This window comes from Aquabacterium sp. T101, from assembly GCF_057219775.1.
In genome coordinates this window covers 23,170-37,643 of the sequence record NZ_JBXVVZ010000002.1, presented here as the reverse complement: position 1 = coordinate 37,643, position 14,474 = coordinate 23,170, and the positions used below count along the sequence as shown (strand labels likewise).

Annotated in this window: 13 protein-coding genes and 1 tRNA gene; 11 read left to right on the top strand and 3 right to left on the bottom strand. The window is 68.8% G+C overall.

The features are described 5' to 3' along the window. Positions 1-6 precede the first annotated feature (6 nt). From AC2EAQ_RS07255 to AC2EAQ_RS07235, 5 genes are all read left to right on the top strand, one after another. Complete coding sequence (locus tag AC2EAQ_RS07255) at positions 7-1,410, top strand: cytochrome b (RefSeq protein ID WP_484641320.1); 1,404 nt, start codon at positions 7-9, stop codon at positions 1,408-1,410. A gap of 16 nt (positions 1,411-1,426) precedes the next feature. Then, a complete protein-coding gene (locus AC2EAQ_RS07250; RefSeq protein WP_484641317.1) occupies positions 1,427-2,209 on the top strand; it encodes a cytochrome c1 in 783 nt (260 codons plus the stop codon). Between the two features lie 97 nt (positions 2,210-2,306). Beyond that, positions 2,307-2,921, top strand: a complete 615-nt coding sequence (locus AC2EAQ_RS07245) for a glutathione S-transferase N-terminal domain-containing protein (protein ID WP_484641314.1) — start codon at positions 2,307-2,309, stop codon at positions 2,919-2,921. 22 nt (positions 2,922-2,943) lie between these two features. Then, positions 2,944-3,447 carry a ClpXP protease specificity-enhancing factor gene (locus tag AC2EAQ_RS07240; RefSeq protein ID WP_484641311.1) on the top strand — a complete coding sequence of 168 codons (504 nt, stop codon included), beginning with the start codon at positions 2,944-2,946 and terminating at the stop codon, positions 3,445-3,447. A 55-nt stretch (positions 3,448-3,502) separates the two neighbouring features. After that, positions 3,503-3,578 (top strand) — tRNA-Thr (locus tag AC2EAQ_RS07235). An 11-nt stretch (positions 3,579-3,589) separates the two neighbouring features. On the opposite strand, the gene AC2EAQ_RS07230 is transcribed toward AC2EAQ_RS07235, so the two are convergent. Continuing rightward, positions 3,590-3,913 (bottom strand): hypothetical protein, encoded by a 324-nt coding sequence (locus AC2EAQ_RS07230; RefSeq protein WP_484641309.1) that lies wholly within the window; start codon positions 3,911-3,913, stop codon positions 3,590-3,592. Between the two features lie 18 nt (positions 3,914-3,931). On the opposite strand from AC2EAQ_RS07230, the gene AC2EAQ_RS07225 reads away from it, so the two are divergent. After that, positions 3,932-4,981: a M23 family metallopeptidase gene (locus AC2EAQ_RS07225; RefSeq protein WP_484641305.1), complete on the top strand. Its 1,050-nt coding sequence runs from the start codon at positions 3,932-3,934 to the stop codon at positions 4,979-4,981. A 133-nt stretch (positions 4,982-5,114) separates the two neighbouring features. Further along, a complete protein-coding gene (gene secA / locus AC2EAQ_RS07220) occupies positions 5,115-7,859 on the top strand; it encodes a preprotein translocase subunit SecA (protein WP_484641301.1) in 2,745 nt (914 codons plus the stop codon). A 21-nt stretch (positions 7,860-7,880) separates the two neighbouring features. Here the strand turns inward: secA and AC2EAQ_RS07215 are convergent, their stop codons facing one another. Then, complete coding sequence (locus AC2EAQ_RS07215) at positions 7,881-8,936, bottom strand: hypothetical protein (RefSeq protein WP_484641299.1); 1,056 nt, start codon at positions 8,934-8,936, stop codon at positions 7,881-7,883. Positions 8,937-9,043: 107 nt separating this feature from the next. Between AC2EAQ_RS07215 and argJ the strand changes: the two genes are divergently transcribed. Then, entirely contained in the window at positions 9,044-10,273 is a 1,230-nt protein-coding gene (gene argJ / locus AC2EAQ_RS07210; protein ID WP_484641297.1) for a bifunctional glutamate N-acetyltransferase/amino-acid acetyltransferase ArgJ, read from the top strand. Here the strand turns inward: argJ and glf are convergent. Then, positions 10,270-11,382 carry a UDP-galactopyranose mutase gene (glf, locus tag AC2EAQ_RS07205; protein ID WP_484641295.1) on the bottom strand — a complete coding sequence of 371 codons (1,113 nt, stop codon included), beginning with the start codon at positions 11,380-11,382 and terminating at the stop codon, positions 10,270-10,272. The two genes, argJ and glf, sit on opposite strands and share 4 nt — an antisense overlap. Positions 11,383-11,556: 174 nt before the next feature. Between glf and AC2EAQ_RS07200 the strand changes: the two genes are divergently transcribed. From AC2EAQ_RS07200 to AC2EAQ_RS07190, 3 genes are all read left to right on the top strand, one after another. After that, the gene (locus tag AC2EAQ_RS07200; protein WP_484641293.1) at positions 11,557-12,735 is read left to right on the top strand and encodes a glycosyltransferase; all 1,179 of its coding nucleotides are present in this window, start codon (positions 11,557-11,559) and stop codon (positions 12,733-12,735) included. Positions 12,736-12,813: 78 nt separating this feature from the next. Next, the gene (locus AC2EAQ_RS07195; RefSeq protein WP_484641291.1) at positions 12,814-12,987 is read left to right on the top strand and encodes a hypothetical protein; all 174 of its coding nucleotides are present in this window, start codon (positions 12,814-12,816) and stop codon (positions 12,985-12,987) included. 111 nt (positions 12,988-13,098) lie between these two features. Then, positions 13,099-14,472, top strand: coding sequence for an MFS transporter (locus tag AC2EAQ_RS07190; RefSeq protein ID WP_484641289.1), 1,374 nt, complete (start codon positions 13,099-13,101; stop codon positions 14,470-14,472). Positions 14,473-14,474: the final 2 nt, after the last annotated feature.

Here is a 14,474-nt window from a genome sequence, read left to right as displayed (position 1 = left end):
CACGAGATGGCTGAATTCAAGGAAGCCCCGGCGGACGCTTCGCTGGCCGCCAAGACGACGGTCTGGTTCGAGAACCGGTTCCCGACCGCCTTCGCTGAGTACAAGAAGCACCTGTCGGAGTACTACGCGCCGAAGAACTTCAACTTCTGGTACTTCTTCGGCTCGCTGGCGATCCTGGTCCTGGCGATCCAGATCGTCACCGGCATCTTCCTGGTGATGCACTACAAGCCCGACGCGAACCTGGCCTTCGCCTCGGTCGAGTACATCATGCGCGACGTGCCTGGCGGCTGGATCATCCGCTACATGCACTCCACCGGCGCCTCGGCGTTCTTCGTGGTCGTGTACCTGCACATGTACCGCGGCCTCATCTACGGCAGCTACCGCAAGCCGCGCGAGCTGGTCTGGATCTTCGGCGTGGCGATCTTCCTGTGCCTGATGGGCGAAGCCTTCATGGGCTACCTGCTGCCCTGGGGCCAGATGAGCTACTGGGGCGCCCAGGTGATCATCAACCTGTTCGCCGCCATCCCCTTCGTCGGCCCGGACCTGGCGCTGCTGATCCGCGGCGACTACGTCGTCGGCGACGCCACGCTGAACCGCTTCTTCGCCTTCCACGTGATCGCGATCCCGCTGGTGCTGATCGGCCTGGTGGTGGCCCACCTGCTGGCGCTGCACGACGTGGGCTCGAACAACCCGGACGGCGTCGAGATCAAGGCCAAGAAGGACGCCTCGGGCAAGCCGCTGGACGGCATCCCGTTCCACCCGTACTACACGGTGCACGACATCCTGGGCGTGTCGGTGTTCCTGATGATCTTCAGCGCGATCGTGTTCTTCGCGCCGGAGATGGGCGGCTACTTCCTGGAGTTCAACAACTTCATCCCCGCCGACCCGCTGAAGACCCCGGCGCACATCGCCCCGGTGTGGTACTTCACGCCGTACTACTCGATGCTGCGCGCCACCACCGACATCATGGTCAACGTGCTGTGCGTCATCTTCGCGCTGGGCGCGGTGCTGGCCTTCGTCAAGGGCACGATGTCCGGCAAGGCCAAGATCGCGATGGCGGTCGGCGCCCTGGTGGCGATCGCCCTGCTCAAGACCTTCGACGCCAAGTTCTGGGGCGTGGTCGTCATGGGCGCCGCGGTCGTGATCCTGTTCTTCCTGCCCTGGCTCGACCAGAGTCCGGTGAAGTCGATCCGCTACCGTCCGGGCTGGCACAAGTACGTCTATGGCGTGTTCGTGGTGTTCTTCCTGATCCTGGGCTGGCTTGGCATCGAGCCACCGTCGGACGGCAAGACGCTGCTGGCCCAGATCGGCACGCTGTACTACTTCGGCTTCTTCCTGCTGATGCCCTGGTGGAGCCGTCTCGGCGAATTCAAGCCCGTGCCCGAGCGCGTGGTGTTCAACGCGCATTGACGACGGGAAGACCACGATGAGCATCCTGATGATCAAGCGAATCCTCCAGTCGGCCGCGGTGGCCCTGGCGTTGTGTGCCGGTGGCGCGCAGGCCGCGGGCGGCGGCCTGGCCTGGGACAAGTTCCCGACCGAGAAGCTCGGCGACCGTGCCGCCCTGCAGAACGGCGCCAAGCTGTTCGTCAACTACTGCCTGAACTGCCACAGCGCGGCCTTCATGCGGTTCAACCGCATGCAGGACATCGGCCTGACGCCCGAGGAGATCAAGGGCAACCTGCTGTTCACCACCGACAAGGTGGGCGAGACGATGAAGGTGGCGATGGACCCGCGCCAGGCCAAGGACTGGTTCGGCGCCACGCCGCCCGACCTGACTGTGATCGCGCGTTCGCGCTCGGCCGCGGGTCAGGGCTCGGGGGCCGACTACCTGTACACCTACCTGCGCACCTACTACCGCGACGAGACCAAGCCCACCGGCTGGAACAACCTCGCTTTCCCGAGCGTGGGCATGCCGCATGTGCTGTGGGAACTGCAGGGCGAGCGTCGCCCCGTGTTCGAGAAGCGCACCGAGCATGGCAAGGAGGTGGAGGTGTTCACCGGCCGCTGGGAAGTGACCAAGGCCGGCACGCTCGACGCCCGCGCGTACGACTCCAATGTGGCCGACCTCGTGGCGTTCATGCAGTGGATGGGCGAGCCCAGCCAGAAGACCCGCGTGCAGATCGGCGTGTGGGTGCTGCTGTTCCTGGGCCTGTTCACCGTGATCGCCTGGTTCCTGAACCGCGCCTACTGGAAAGACATCAAGTAGTTCGCTTCGACCTCCAGGCGCAGCGGCTGCGATGCATCCGCTGCGCCTCGTGTTTTGAGACCACCTGAAGGCCTGAGCGCCGAGGGAGCCCGACACCATGATGGTGCTTTACTCCGGAACCACCGACCCCTACTCGCATCGCTGCCGCTTCGTGCTGTTCGAGAAGGGCATGGACTTCGAGATCCGCGACGTCGACGTCTTCGCCAAGCCCGAGGACATCGCGCTGATGAACCCGTACAACGAGGTGCCCATCCTCGTGGAGCGGGACCTCATCCTGTACGAGTCGCACATCATCAACGAGTACATCGACGAGCGCTTCCCGCACCCGCAGCTGATGCCGGGCGACCCGGTGGCGCGCGCCCGCGTGCGCCTGTTCCTCTTCAACTTCGAGAAGGAACTGTTCGCCAACGTCAACATCCTCGAGGGGCGTGGCGGCGTCAAGGCCAACGACAAGCAGCTCGAGAAGGCGCGCGGCCAGATCCGCGACCGGCTCACGCAGCTGGCGCCGATCTTCCTGAAGAACAAGTACATGCTGGGCGACGACTTCAGCATGCTCGACGTGGCGATCGCGCCGCTGCTGTGGCGCCTGGACTACTACGGCATCGACCTGTCGAAGAACGCGCTGCCGCTGCTCAAGTACGCTGAACGCATCTTCTCGCGCCCGGCCTACATCGAGGCGCTGACGCCGTCCGAGAAGGTGATGCGCAAGTAGGCGCAAGGGCGTCGGGTCCCAGATGGCATCCACCCCTCCCATCGGCGAAGGCCAGGGCACGTCGACCCGGCCCTACCTGATCCGCGCCCTGCACGACTGGTGCACCGACAACGGCTTCACGCCCTACATCGCGGTGCACGTGGATGCGTCGGTTCAGGTGCCGATGGAGTACGTGAAGAACAACGAGATCGTGCTCAATGTCGGCTTCGAGGCCACCTCGGGCCTGAAGCTGGGCAACGAGTTCATCGAGTTCAAGGCCCGGTTCGGCGGCCAGGCGCGCGAGATCCTGGTGCCGGTGGACCATGTCGTGGCCATCTATGCGCGCGAGAACGGCCAGGGCATGGCGTTTCCGGTGCCCAGCGCGCCGGCCACGGCGGGCCCCACGGTGCTGCCCCCGGTGGAAGGTGGCGCCCGCGGCACGCCGCGCCTGACGGCGGTGGACGCGCCCGGCTCGAACACCGCCGACCCGCCCGAGTCGCCGCCGCCGGCCGGCGGTCCGAAGCCGGCGCTCAAGCGCATCAAGTAACGTACCCCCGGCGGGGGCCCCCTAGAATCGGCCGGGTGTGCTTGCCCGGGCGAGCGCCGGCTTAGCTCAGCTGGTAGAGCAACCGCCTTGTAAGCGGTAGGTCATCCGTTCGATTCGGATAGCCGGCACCATGTGCGGTAGGTCAGCGAGCGCGCACATGCACGCGAATCGGTAGGTCGCGCCAGCCAGCCGAACGCAGGGCCTCTTGCAGATGAGGCAGAAGGTGGCGCAGTTTCGCGGCGACGGCCGCATTGGAGACCAGCAACGTCCAGCCCTCGTCGTCGATCGGCCCGCTGCGGAGCTCTCGAGCCAGGCCGGGCGGCAAGCCGCCGGCGATGGTGGCGAGCCGGTTCTGTGACTCGGCCATGCGGGCAGCGATGCCGGCCAGGGTTTCGTTGCGCGCCAGCGCGCCGGCCACCGGCTGAGGCAGCGGCACCGCAGGCGAAGCGACTTGGCGGGTCCCCATGCGAAGGAGTGTAGGCCCATGCAGATCATGATCACCCACGGCAGCCTGGCGCAGACCCGCGTGCTGCAACTCAGCCCGGTGCAGGTCGGCGCGCTGCTCGTCGCGGGCGCGGTGTTGCTCATGGCGCTGTCGGCCGTCATCTACCACTTCGTGCTGGTCAAGGCGGTTCGGGAAGGCTGGCCCGTGGTGTCGCAGGCGGCCGGCCTGCTGGTGCGCGACGAAACGGCCCAGCGCGACCGTTTCCTGCGCGAGAACCTCGATGCCATGGCCACGCGGGTTGGCGAGATGCAGGCCAAGCTGTTGAAGCTCGAGGCGATGAGCGACCGGGTGTCCGGCCTGGCCGGCGTCAAGCCGGAGGAGTTCAAGCCGTTGCTGGGTCCGAGGCCCTCGGCGCCATCGGCCTCCGGCGCGGCCCGGGGCGGGCAGGGCGGGCCGTTCGTGCCCGGCCTCAACATGAACGAGCGGGTCTCGATGGAGGCCCTGAACGTGGACATGACCACGCTCGACGTGCGGACCGACCAGACGATCGACCTGTTCACGCTGGTCGAGTCGCGCCTGCTGGAAGGCCGGCTGGCCCAGCTGCTCGTGCCCAGCACGGCGCCGGTGATCGGGCCGGTCGGCTCGGGCTTCGGTTTCCGCACCGACCCCTTCACCGGCCGGGGCGCGCTGCACACGGGCCTGGACTTCCCGGCCGACATCGGCACGCCGATTTCCGCCGCGGCGGGCGGCGTGGTGGTCAACGTCGAGGTCCATCCCGGCTACGGCAACCTCGTCGATATCGACCACGGCAACGGCCTCGTGACCCGCTACGCCCATGCGTCGAAGGTGCTGGTCAAGGAGGGTGACCTGGTCAAGCGCGGCCAGGTGGTGGCGCAGGTGGGCAACACAGGCCGCTCGACCGGGCCGCACCTGCACTTCGAGGTGCTGGTCGACGGGGTTCCGCAGAACCCGGCCCGGTTCCTGGCCGGCAAGGTCGGCCCACCAGCCGCGCAGGCGGCCCAGGCCACCGAAACCCGGCCCCGTCGCAACCGCCCTGCCGCCAGCGCGCCCGGCGACGCCGGCGGATAAAATCCGCGCCTTTGTGCGCACGATGCAGGCCAGCGCTTGCAAGGCGGCCGAACCGCCCCAACTGCGCGCGATCCCTGCCTGACGACTCCAGCACCGGCCCGGGCCCCCGCCCCGGCCACAACCAGACCCGCGCATGTTGCCCAAACTCCTGACCTCGCTCTTCGGCAGCCGCAACGACCGCCTGCTCAAGCAGTACCGCGCCGTGGTAGCGAAGATCAATGCGCTCGAGCCGCAGTTCGAGGCCCTCGACGACGACGCCCTGCGCGCGAAGACGGCCGAGTTCCGGCAACGCCTCGACCAGGGTTCCACGCTGGACGACCTGCTGCCCGAGGCGTTCGCGGCCGTGCGCGAGGCCGGCAAGCGCACGCTGCGCATGCGCCACTTCGACGTGCAGCTCATCGGCGGCATGACCCTGCACCAGGGCAAGATCGCCGAGATGCGCACCGGCGAGGGCAAGACCCTGATGGCCACGCTGCCGGTGTACCTGAACGCGCTGGCGTCCAAGGGCGTCCACGTGGTGACGGTCAACGACTACCTCGCCCGGCGCGACGCCGAGTGGATGGGGCAGATCTACAACTTCCTCGGTCTCACCGTGGGCGTCAACGTGCCCGGCATGTCGCGCGAGGAGAAGCAGGCGGCCTATGCGGCCGACGTCACCTACGGCACCAACAACGAGTTCGGCTTCGACTACCTGCGCGACAACATGGTGCAGGACCTGGCCGACCGCACGCAGCGCACGCTCACCTACGCGATCGTCGACGAGGTCGACTCGATCCTGATCGACGAGGCCCGCACGCCGCTGATCATCAGCGGCCAGGCCGAGGACCACACCGAGCTGTACGTGCGCATCAACGCGGTGGTGCCGCAGCTGCGCCGGCAGATCGGCGAGGCCGACCCGCGCACCGGCGAGGGCGTCATCACCCCGGGCGACTTCACGCTCGACGAGAAGGGCCGCCAGGTCTTCCTGACCGAGCAGGGCCACGAGAACGCCGAGCGCATCCTGGCCACCGCGGGCCTGCTGGCCGAAGGCGCCAGCCTGTACGACCCGGCCAACATCACGCTGATGCACCACGTGTATGCCGCGCTGCGCGCGCAGCACCTGTTCCACCGCGACCAGCACTACGTGGTGCAGAACGGCGAGGTCGTCATCGTCGACGAGTTCACCGGCCGCCTGATGACCGGCCGGCGCTGGAGCGACGGCCTGCACCAGGCCGTCGAGGCCAAGGAAGGCGTCGCGATCCAGAGCGAGAACCAGACGCTGGCCTCGATCACGTTCCAGAACTACTTCCGCATGTACGGCAAGCTGTCGGGCATGACCGGCACGGCCGACACCGAGGCCTACGAGTTCCAGGAGATCTACGGCCTCGAGACCGTGGTGATCCCGCCCAACAAGCCCACCATCCGCAAGGACGAGCTCGACCTCGTCTACAAGACGGCCAAGGAGAAGTACGACGCCGTCATCAAGGACATCCGCAACTGCCACGAGCGGGGCCAGCCGGTGCTGGTGGGTACCACGTCGATCGAGAACTCCGAGCTGATCTCGGGCCTGCTGCAGAAGGAGAACCTGCCGCACCAGGTGCTCAATGCCAAGCAGCACGCCAAGGAGGCCGAGATCGTGGCCCAGGCCGGGCGCCCCGGCGTGATCACCATCGCCACCAACATGGCCGGCCGCGGTACCGACATCGTGCTCGGCGGCAACGTCGAGAAGCAGGTGCACTTCCTGGAGATCGACGAGTCGATCCCTGCCGACGAGAAGGCGCGCCGCATCGCCCAGCTGCACGCGGAATGGCAGGGCCTGCACGAGAAGGTCAAGGCCGAGGGCGGCCTGCGCATCATCGCCACCGAGCGCCACGAGAGCCGCCGCATCGACAACCAGCTGCGCGGCCGCTCGGGCCGCCAGGGCGACCCGGGCGCGAGCCGCTTCTACCTGTCGCTGGACGACCCGCTGATGCGCATCTTCGCGGGCGACCGCGTGCGGTCCATCATGGATCGCCTGAAGATGCCCGAGGGCGAGGCCATCGAGGCGGGCATCGTCACCCGCAGCATCGAGGGCGCGCAGCGCAAGGTCGAGGCGCGCAACTTCGACATGCGCAAGCAGCTGCTCGAGTACGACGACGTCGCCAACGACCAGCGCAAGGTGATCTACCAGCAGCGCAACGACATCCTCGAGGCGGCGTCGCTGGCGGAGATCACCACCAACCTGCGCCGCTCCACGATGGAGGACGTGGTCCGCACCTACGTGCCCGCCGAGAGCCTGGAGGAGCAGTGGGATCTCGACGGCCTGGAGAAGGTGCTGCGCGACGAGTGGCAGCTCGACCTGCCGCTCAAGGCCGAGGTCGAGAAGAGCGAGGCCATCACCGACGAGGAGATCGTCGAGAAGGTGCAGGCGGCCGCCGACAAGACCTTCGCGGACAAGCTGTCCGTCGTGGGCGAGGAGCAGTTCACCCCCTTCACGCGGATGGTGATGCTGCAGTCGATCGACACCCACTGGCGCGAGCACCTGGCCGCGCTGGACTACCTGCGCCAGGGCATCCACCTGCGTGGTTACGCGCAGAAGAACCCGAAGCAGGAGTACAAGCGCGAGGCCTTCGAGCTGTTCTCTCAGCTGCTGACGATGGTGAAGATGGAGGTCACGCGCGTGCTGATGACCGTGCGCATCCAGACGCAGGAGCAGGTGGCCCAGGCCGCCGAGGCGCTGGAGGAAAAGGCGGGCCATCTGAGCAACGTGACCTACACCCACCCCAACGAGGACGGCAGCGTGACGCAGGAGGCGGACCCGGCCACGGTGGCGGCCGAGGTGCCTCGCGTGGGCCGCAACGACCCCTGCCCCTGCGGCAGCGGCAAGAAGTACAAGCACTGCCACGGCGCGCTGGCCTAGCGCGCCGCGACGGCGCCGGCTTCAGGGCGCCGGGAACCAGTAGCCGCGGTCCGTCCGGTCCCAGGCCAGCGGGTCCTGGCGCCACAGCGTCCAGCGGGTGCGGATCTCGCCCTTCCAGCGCCGCCACGTCAGGCGCAGCGCATTGCCCTGCTGCTGCGTCCAGTAGTCGTCGCGGAAGTGGGCGAGGTAGGTGCCCACGAAGGGGCCGCGCAGCAGGGCCGAGCAGGCCTCGGGCGACAGCGGCTTGCGCTCGGCGCGCAGCCGCGCCATCGCGGCACCGGCCACCCGCTGCAGCGACGCTGCCTGGACGGCCGACACGCCCTCGGGTGCCCAGGCGCCCACCGGCGAGCGCTCGAACAGGCCCGCATAGGTGACCAGCGACACGTAGTAGGCGCCCAGCGGCGTCAGATGGACGTTGTCGTGGAAGATGCGCTTGATGGCATCGTCCTGCGTGGTGCCCGACACGCCCTCGACGGCCCCGCGCGCGGCGGACTCCATCAGTTCGGCCAGGGCCAGCCCCACGGGCAGCGACACGATGCGGTCGCTGCGGCCTTCGGCCTCGAGCGAGCGGTTGACGCGGGTGACGATGCATTGCCACAGCGGTGCCGACGTGCGCTCGTAGTCGATCCAGCGCCGAAGCTCGCTGCGACCGGGGATGCCGAGCCAGGGCTCGTAGAAGAAGGTGCGGCCGCGCGCGTTGCCGTCGATGAAGCGGTCGTGGTAGTGGCGCAGGTGACGCACCGCATCGTGCGACAGCAGCGAGTCGATCACGCCATGCTGCTCGGTGATCAGCAGCATGTCGTAGGGGTTGGTGCGCAGCTCCCGCACCACGTCCAGGCCCTGGCCCGTCTTGTTGTCGCCCATCGAGTAGCCGGCCCAGCCGGTCTCGTTGCCGCGGCCGCGCGCGCGGTGCTTGATGGCCGAGCCGACCATGTACTGGCGGTTCCAGTCCAGCGGTGTGCCGAGGCTGCCCGCGATGCGCTCCAGGTAGGCCGGCATCGGCAGGTCGGTCAGGCTGTGGCCGGACACGAACACCCGCGTCGGGCGGTCGGCGGGGCTCTGGGCGTCGGCGGTCAAGGAGGCAACCAGGAGGGTGATGGCGAGGATGAGGCGCATGGCCGCACAAGTCTGCCACGCAGGGGCGAACCTACAATCGAAAAACCCCACGCAGCCCCGATCGTCCCATGCCCGTCAATCTCGTCGCACCCGCACCCGGCAGCCTGCATCCCGTGCCGGGGGTGCGCATCGGCGTGACCATGGCCGGCGTGCGCAAGGCCAACCGCAAGGACCTTGTCGTCGTCGCGCTCGACGAGGGTTCGGCCGTGGCCGGTGTGTTCACGCAGAACCGCTTCTGTGCCGCGCCGGTGCAGGTCTGCCGCGAGCATCTCGCGGCCGGCAGCAGCATCCGAGCGCTGGTGGTCAACACCGGCAATGCCAATGCGGGCACCGGCGCCGACGGGCTCGCCCGCGCGCGGCGCACCTGCGACGACCTGGCGTCGATCTTGCAGCTGGACCCGCGCCAGGTGCTGCCGTTTTCCACCGGCGTGATCATGGAGACGCTGCCGGTGGAGCGCATCGCGGCGGGTCTGCCCGCGGCCGTGGCGGCCCTGGCCCCCGACGCGTGGCACGAGGCGGCCCAGGGCATCATGACCACCGACACCCTGCCCAAGGCGGCATCGCGCCAGGTGGCGATCGGCGGGCGCACCGTCACCGTGACCGGCATCGCCAAGGGTGCCGGCATGATCCGGCCGAACATGGCCACCATGCTCGGCTTCGTTGCCACCGACGCGGTCGTCGAGCCGGGCCTGCTGCCGGCCCTGGTGCGCGAGGCGGCCGACCAGAGCTTCAACCGCATCACGATCGACGGCGACACCAGCACGAACGACAGCTTCGTCCTGGTGGCCACGCGCCAGGCCGGTCACGCGCCGATCACGCAGCTGGAATCGGCCGAGGGCGCGGCGCTGCGCGAGGCCGTATTCGGCGTCGCGCGCGAACTGGCCCAGGCCATCGTCCGCGACGGCGAGGGCGCCACGAAGTTCATCACCGTGCGTGTGGACGGCGGCCGCACCAAGCAGGAGTGCCGGCTCGCGGCCTACGCCATCGCGCACTCGCCGCTCGTGAAGACGGCCTTCTTCGCGAGCGACCCGAACCTGGGCCGCATCCTGGCGGCCGTGGGCTATGCCGGCATCGACGACCTGGACCAGGGCCTGATCGACCTGTTCCTCGACGACGTGCACGTGGTCGTGCGCGGCGGCCGCCATCCGGACTACCAGGAGGCCGACGGGCAGCGCGTCATGAAGCGCAGCGAGATCACCGTGCGCGTGGACCTGCATCGCGGCCCGGCCCACGCCACCGTCTGGACCTGCGACCTGTCGCACGACTACGTCAGCATCAACGCCGACTACCGCAGCTAGCGCGTGCCCTTCCAGGCGCGCACCGTGTCCAGCGCGGCGCGGATGGTGACGTCCATGTCCATGTAGCGGTAGGTGCCCAGGCGGCCGACGAAGGTGACGCCCGGCTCGGCGCGAGCGCGCTCCATGTAGCGGTCCAGCATCGAGTCGCCCTGCACCAGGTGCACCGGGTAGTAGGGGATGTCGTCCGGCCCGCAGGCGCGGCTGAACTCGCGGTAGCACACGGTACGGTGGTGTTCTTCCCAGGGCGAGAAGTGCTTGTGTTCCGTGATCCGCGTGAACGGCACCTGCTCCTCGCAGTAGTTCATGACGGCGCAGCCCTGGAAGTCGCCCTCGGCCTCGAAGCGCTCGAAGTCGAGCGTGCGGTAGGGCAGGCGGCCCAGGTCGTAGGCATAGAAGCCGTCCACGGGACCCGAGTAGAAGACGTGCTCGAACTGGCCGATCATGTCGCGCGACAGGCCCTGCCCGAGGTGGACCGTGATGTTCGGATGGTCGAGGATGTGCTCCACCATCGCCGTGTAGCCCTCGGCCGGCATGCCCTGGTGCCGGTGCGCGAAGTAGTTGTCGTTGTAGTTGAAGCGAACCGGCAGGCGCTTGAGGATGCTGGCCGGAAGCTGGCTCGGGTGCACGCCCCACTGCTTGAGCGTGTAGCCCTTGAAGAAGGCCTCGTACAGGTCGCGCCCGACGAAGCGCAGCGCCTGCTCCTCGAAGCTCGTCGGGTTGACGATCGATGTGTCGGCCTGCTGCTCGATGAAGGCCTGAGCCTCGGCGGGCGACAGGGTCCTGCCGAAGAACTGGTTGATGGTGTGCAGGTTGATCGGCAGCGAGTACACCCGGCCCTGCGTCGTGGCCTTGACGCGATTGACGTAGGGCTTGAACTCCATGAACCGGTTGACGTAGGCCCACACCTCGTCGTCGTCGGTATGGAAGATGTGCGGCCCGTACGCGTGCAGCATGACGCCGCTGCCCGGATCGCGCTCGGTGTGGCAGTTGCCTGCGACATGTGCACGCTTTTCGAAGATGTCGATGCGTCGACCGCGCTCGGCGAGGTCGCGCGCGATCACGGCGCACGACAGCCCCGCCCCCGCCATTCCGATGTCCATCGTCTTCATCGAGCCCCCTGGAAATTGCCTGGGTCAGTGTAGTCAGCGCGGTGCGCTGCGAGGGGTCATCCCCCGCGTTCAATGGGTCGCTGGCAGGGGGCAGGTGCCTATAATTTCTCGCATCTTCCCGACTGCAGCGCGCGTCGATCGGCCTCGATCCTGCACCGGCGCCTGCTCCCCCACATGCTCGAACGAGTTCAGCGCGCCTGGAACTTCCACCCCGCGTCGTATCCGCTGCGCTCCACGATGGCCTCGCTGTCGGGGGTGGTCGGCGGGCCGCGGCCGGTGCGCATGCTGCTGGCCAGCGACGGCAAGGGCTACACCAGCGAACAGCAGTTCGCACCGCTGCGGCGCCACGCGCGGCTGCTGCGCCAGCGGCTCGGGCTCGTGGTGCAGCTTCGCCGCATCGACGAGGTGCTGGCCGCGTCGCCGTCCTTCCTGGCGGGATTCGACATCGTCGGCGTCAAGCTGCACTTCCAGCGGCCTCAGGTCGACGCCGAGTCGGTGCTCGCCCGTCTGAAAGAGGCGCTTGCCGGCCGGGCCACGCGACTGGTGTACTTCGATGGCGACGACGATCCGAACGTGCAGTGGCACGGTGTGATGGCTGCCGTGGACCTGTACGTGAAGAAGCATGTGTTCGCGGACCCGGCCGCCTACGGAAGGCCCTACATCGGCAAGAGCAACCTGACCGACTACGTGGCCCGCGAGCATGGGGTCTCGTTTGCCCAGGACATCATCCCGACGTCGGGCGGCCTGCCGGCGCAGGCGCTGTCCAGGATGCACCTGGGCTGGAACATCGCGCTCGACGACAAGATCGTCGCCCTGGCCGCCGCCGTGGACGCGATGCCGCACCCGGCGCGCGACATCGACATGTCGTGCCGCGCCTGGGTCAAGCCGGAGATCTGGACGCACGCGCTGCGCAACGGGGTCGTCGAGCGGATGGAGGCGATGGCGCCGCGCCGCGCGGTGCTCGCCCCGCGGGACCGCGTGTCGCAGGAGAAGTACTACGAGGAGATGCTTCGCAGCCGCATCTGCGTCAGCCCGTTCGGCTTCGGCGAGATCTGCTGGCGCGACTTCGAGGCGATCCTGTGCGGCTGCCTGCTGGTCAAGCCCGACATGGGCCATGTCCGGACCATGCCCGACCTGTTCGTTCCCGGGCAGACCTACGTGCCGGTGCGCTGGGACTACGCCGACCTGGAAGACGTCTGCGCGGCCTACCTGGCTGACGATGCCGAGCGCGAGCGCATCGCCGCCAATGCGCGTCAGGCGCTGCTGGCCAGCCTGGAGCCGGCCTGGTTCGTGGACCGCTGTGCCGAGATGCTGGCCCGCCTGGGGCTCGGCACGCGGCCTGCGGCGTCCTGACGGACGCGTCCCGATTGGCAAGGCGCGGCCGGCGCTGCTAGCATCTGGCCGTCGCATCCCCTCCGCCGAGCCGACGCCATGACCACCCACGACGTTCCTTCCCCACGCCGACGTACCGCATTCGTGGTGGGCGCGTCCGTCGCCGTCGGCCTGCTGGCTGCTGTCGGGCTGCAACTGTCGGACGACACCAGCCAGGTCACGGCCGAATGGCGCGCCGACCGGCTGGAATGCCCGGCCCCCATCGCCCTCTAGCCCTTCGCTCGTCGCCCCACCGGGCCTGCGCCGAGCCATCGGCGGCAGGCCCGAGTCGTTTCTGGGCCGGCTTTCCGACCCGCCGCAGTGCCCGCCCGTCTCGACACGAACATGAGTCTTGCTTCCCTCGTCTCCCAAGCCAGCCGATGGCGCGGACTGCTCCGCGGCCGGCTGTCGCTGCCGGCCGACGACCTGCTGCGCGACGCGGCCTACCGTCGGCTGTGGATCTCGATCCTGATCTCCTCGCTCGGCGGTCAGGTGACGATGCTGGCGCTGCCGCTGACGGCAGCGGTGCTGCTGCAGGCCACGCCGACGCAGATGGGCGTGCTGGTGGCGATGGAGATCGCCCCCTTCGTGCTGCTGTCGCTGCCCGCCGGGGTGTGGCTGGACCGCGTGCGCAAGCTGCCCGTCTACATCGTCGGCGAGGCCAGCCTCGCGCTCATCGTCTGCAGCGTGCCTCTGGCCTGGTGGATGGGCTGGCTGGCGATGCCCTGGATGTACGTGGTGGCCTTCGTGATGGGCTGTGTCTATGTGGTGGCCGGCTCCGCGGCGCAGATCGTGCTCACGCAGGTGGTGCCGCGCGAGCGCCTGGTGGAGGCGCATGCCCGCAACGCGCTGGCCAGTTCGGGGGCGGAGGTGGCCGGCCCGGGGTTCGCCGGGGCGCTGATCAAGGCCGCCGGTGCGCCGATCGCCCTGCTGCTGGACGCCCTGATGCTGATCGGCTCGGTGTGGATCCTGCGCGGCGTGCGCGTGCAGGAGTCGCTCGTGGCGCGGCGGGACACGCACTTCTGGCGCGACCTCAGGGCGGGGCTGCGCTTCGTGCGCGGCACGCGGCTGCTGGTGACCATGGCCATCTCGGTGGGGCTGTGGCAGTTGTGCCACCACGCGGCGATCGTGGTGCAGATCCTGTTCGCCACGCGCACGCTGGGGCTGTCGGAGTCGCAGATCGGCCTGTCCTTCGTCGGCCTGGGGGCGGGCACGGTGCTGGCCAGCACGCTGGGCCATCGCGTGTCGGCCCGCATCGGGCCCGGGCCCTGTCTGACGCTGGGCATGGGCATCTGCGGCCTGGGCTGGCTGCTGCTGGCCGCAGCGCCGGCCAATGCGCTCGGGCGCGCGATGTTCGCGCTGATGCTGCTGCTGTTCGGCGTCGGCGCCGTGCTGATCTTCATCAACTTCCTGTCGCTGCGGCAGTCGGTAACGCCGGCGCCGCTGCTAGGCCGGATGACGAGCACGATGCGGTGGCTGATCCTGCTGCCGGCCGGCCCGGGCGCGATCATCGGCGGTTGGCTCGGCGAGCACGTCAGCCTGCGCGCGTCGCTGGTCTTCGCGGGCAGCGGTGCGCTGCTGCTGTCGCTGCTGGCCTGGCGTCTGACGATGCTGCGCGAGGTGAGGGTATTGCCGGCGCCGGAGGAAACGGAGTCGCAGCTGGGTGCCGAGGCGGACGTGGGACCGCGCGCCCTGCCCGAGGCCGGCGCCGCGCGCTAGGC

What these genes read in the sequence shown, in the direction of transcription:
- AC2EAQ_RS07255 (WP_484641320.1), top strand. Translation starts at nt 7, where the DNA reads ATGGCTGAATTCAAGGAAGCCCCGGCGGACGCTTCGCTGGCCGCCAAG.
- AC2EAQ_RS07250 (WP_484641317.1), top strand. Translation starts at nt 1,427, where the DNA reads ATGAGCATCCTGATGATCAAGCGAATCCTCCAGTCGGCCGCGGTGGCC.
- AC2EAQ_RS07245 (WP_484641314.1), top strand. Translation starts at nt 2,307, where the DNA reads ATGATGGTGCTTTACTCCGGAACCACCGACCCCTACTCGCATCGCTGC.
- AC2EAQ_RS07240 (WP_484641311.1), top strand. Translation starts at nt 2,944, where the DNA reads ATGGCATCCACCCCTCCCATCGGCGAAGGCCAGGGCACGTCGACCCGG.
- AC2EAQ_RS07230 (WP_484641309.1), bottom strand. Translation starts at nt 3,913, where the DNA reads ATGGGGACCCGCCAAGTCGCTTCGCCTGCGGTGCCGCTGCCTCAGCCG.
- AC2EAQ_RS07225 (WP_484641305.1), top strand. Translation starts at nt 3,932, where the DNA reads ATGCAGATCATGATCACCCACGGCAGCCTGGCGCAGACCCGCGTGCTG.
- secA (WP_484641301.1), top strand. Translation starts at nt 5,115, where the DNA reads ATGTTGCCCAAACTCCTGACCTCGCTCTTCGGCAGCCGCAACGACCGC.
- argJ (WP_484641297.1), top strand. Translation starts at nt 9,044, where the DNA reads ATGCCCGTCAATCTCGTCGCACCCGCACCCGGCAGCCTGCATCCCGTG.
- glf (WP_484641295.1), bottom strand. Translation starts at nt 11,382, where the DNA reads ATGAAGACGATGGACATCGGAATGGCGGGGGCGGGGCTGTCGTGCGCC.
- AC2EAQ_RS07200 (WP_484641293.1), top strand. Translation starts at nt 11,557, where the DNA reads ATGCTCGAACGAGTTCAGCGCGCCTGGAACTTCCACCCCGCGTCGTAT.
- AC2EAQ_RS07195 (WP_484641291.1), top strand. Translation starts at nt 12,814, where the DNA reads ATGACCACCCACGACGTTCCTTCCCCACGCCGACGTACCGCATTCGTG.
- AC2EAQ_RS07190 (WP_484641289.1), top strand. Translation starts at nt 13,099, where the DNA reads ATGAGTCTTGCTTCCCTCGTCTCCCAAGCCAGCCGATGGCGCGGACTG.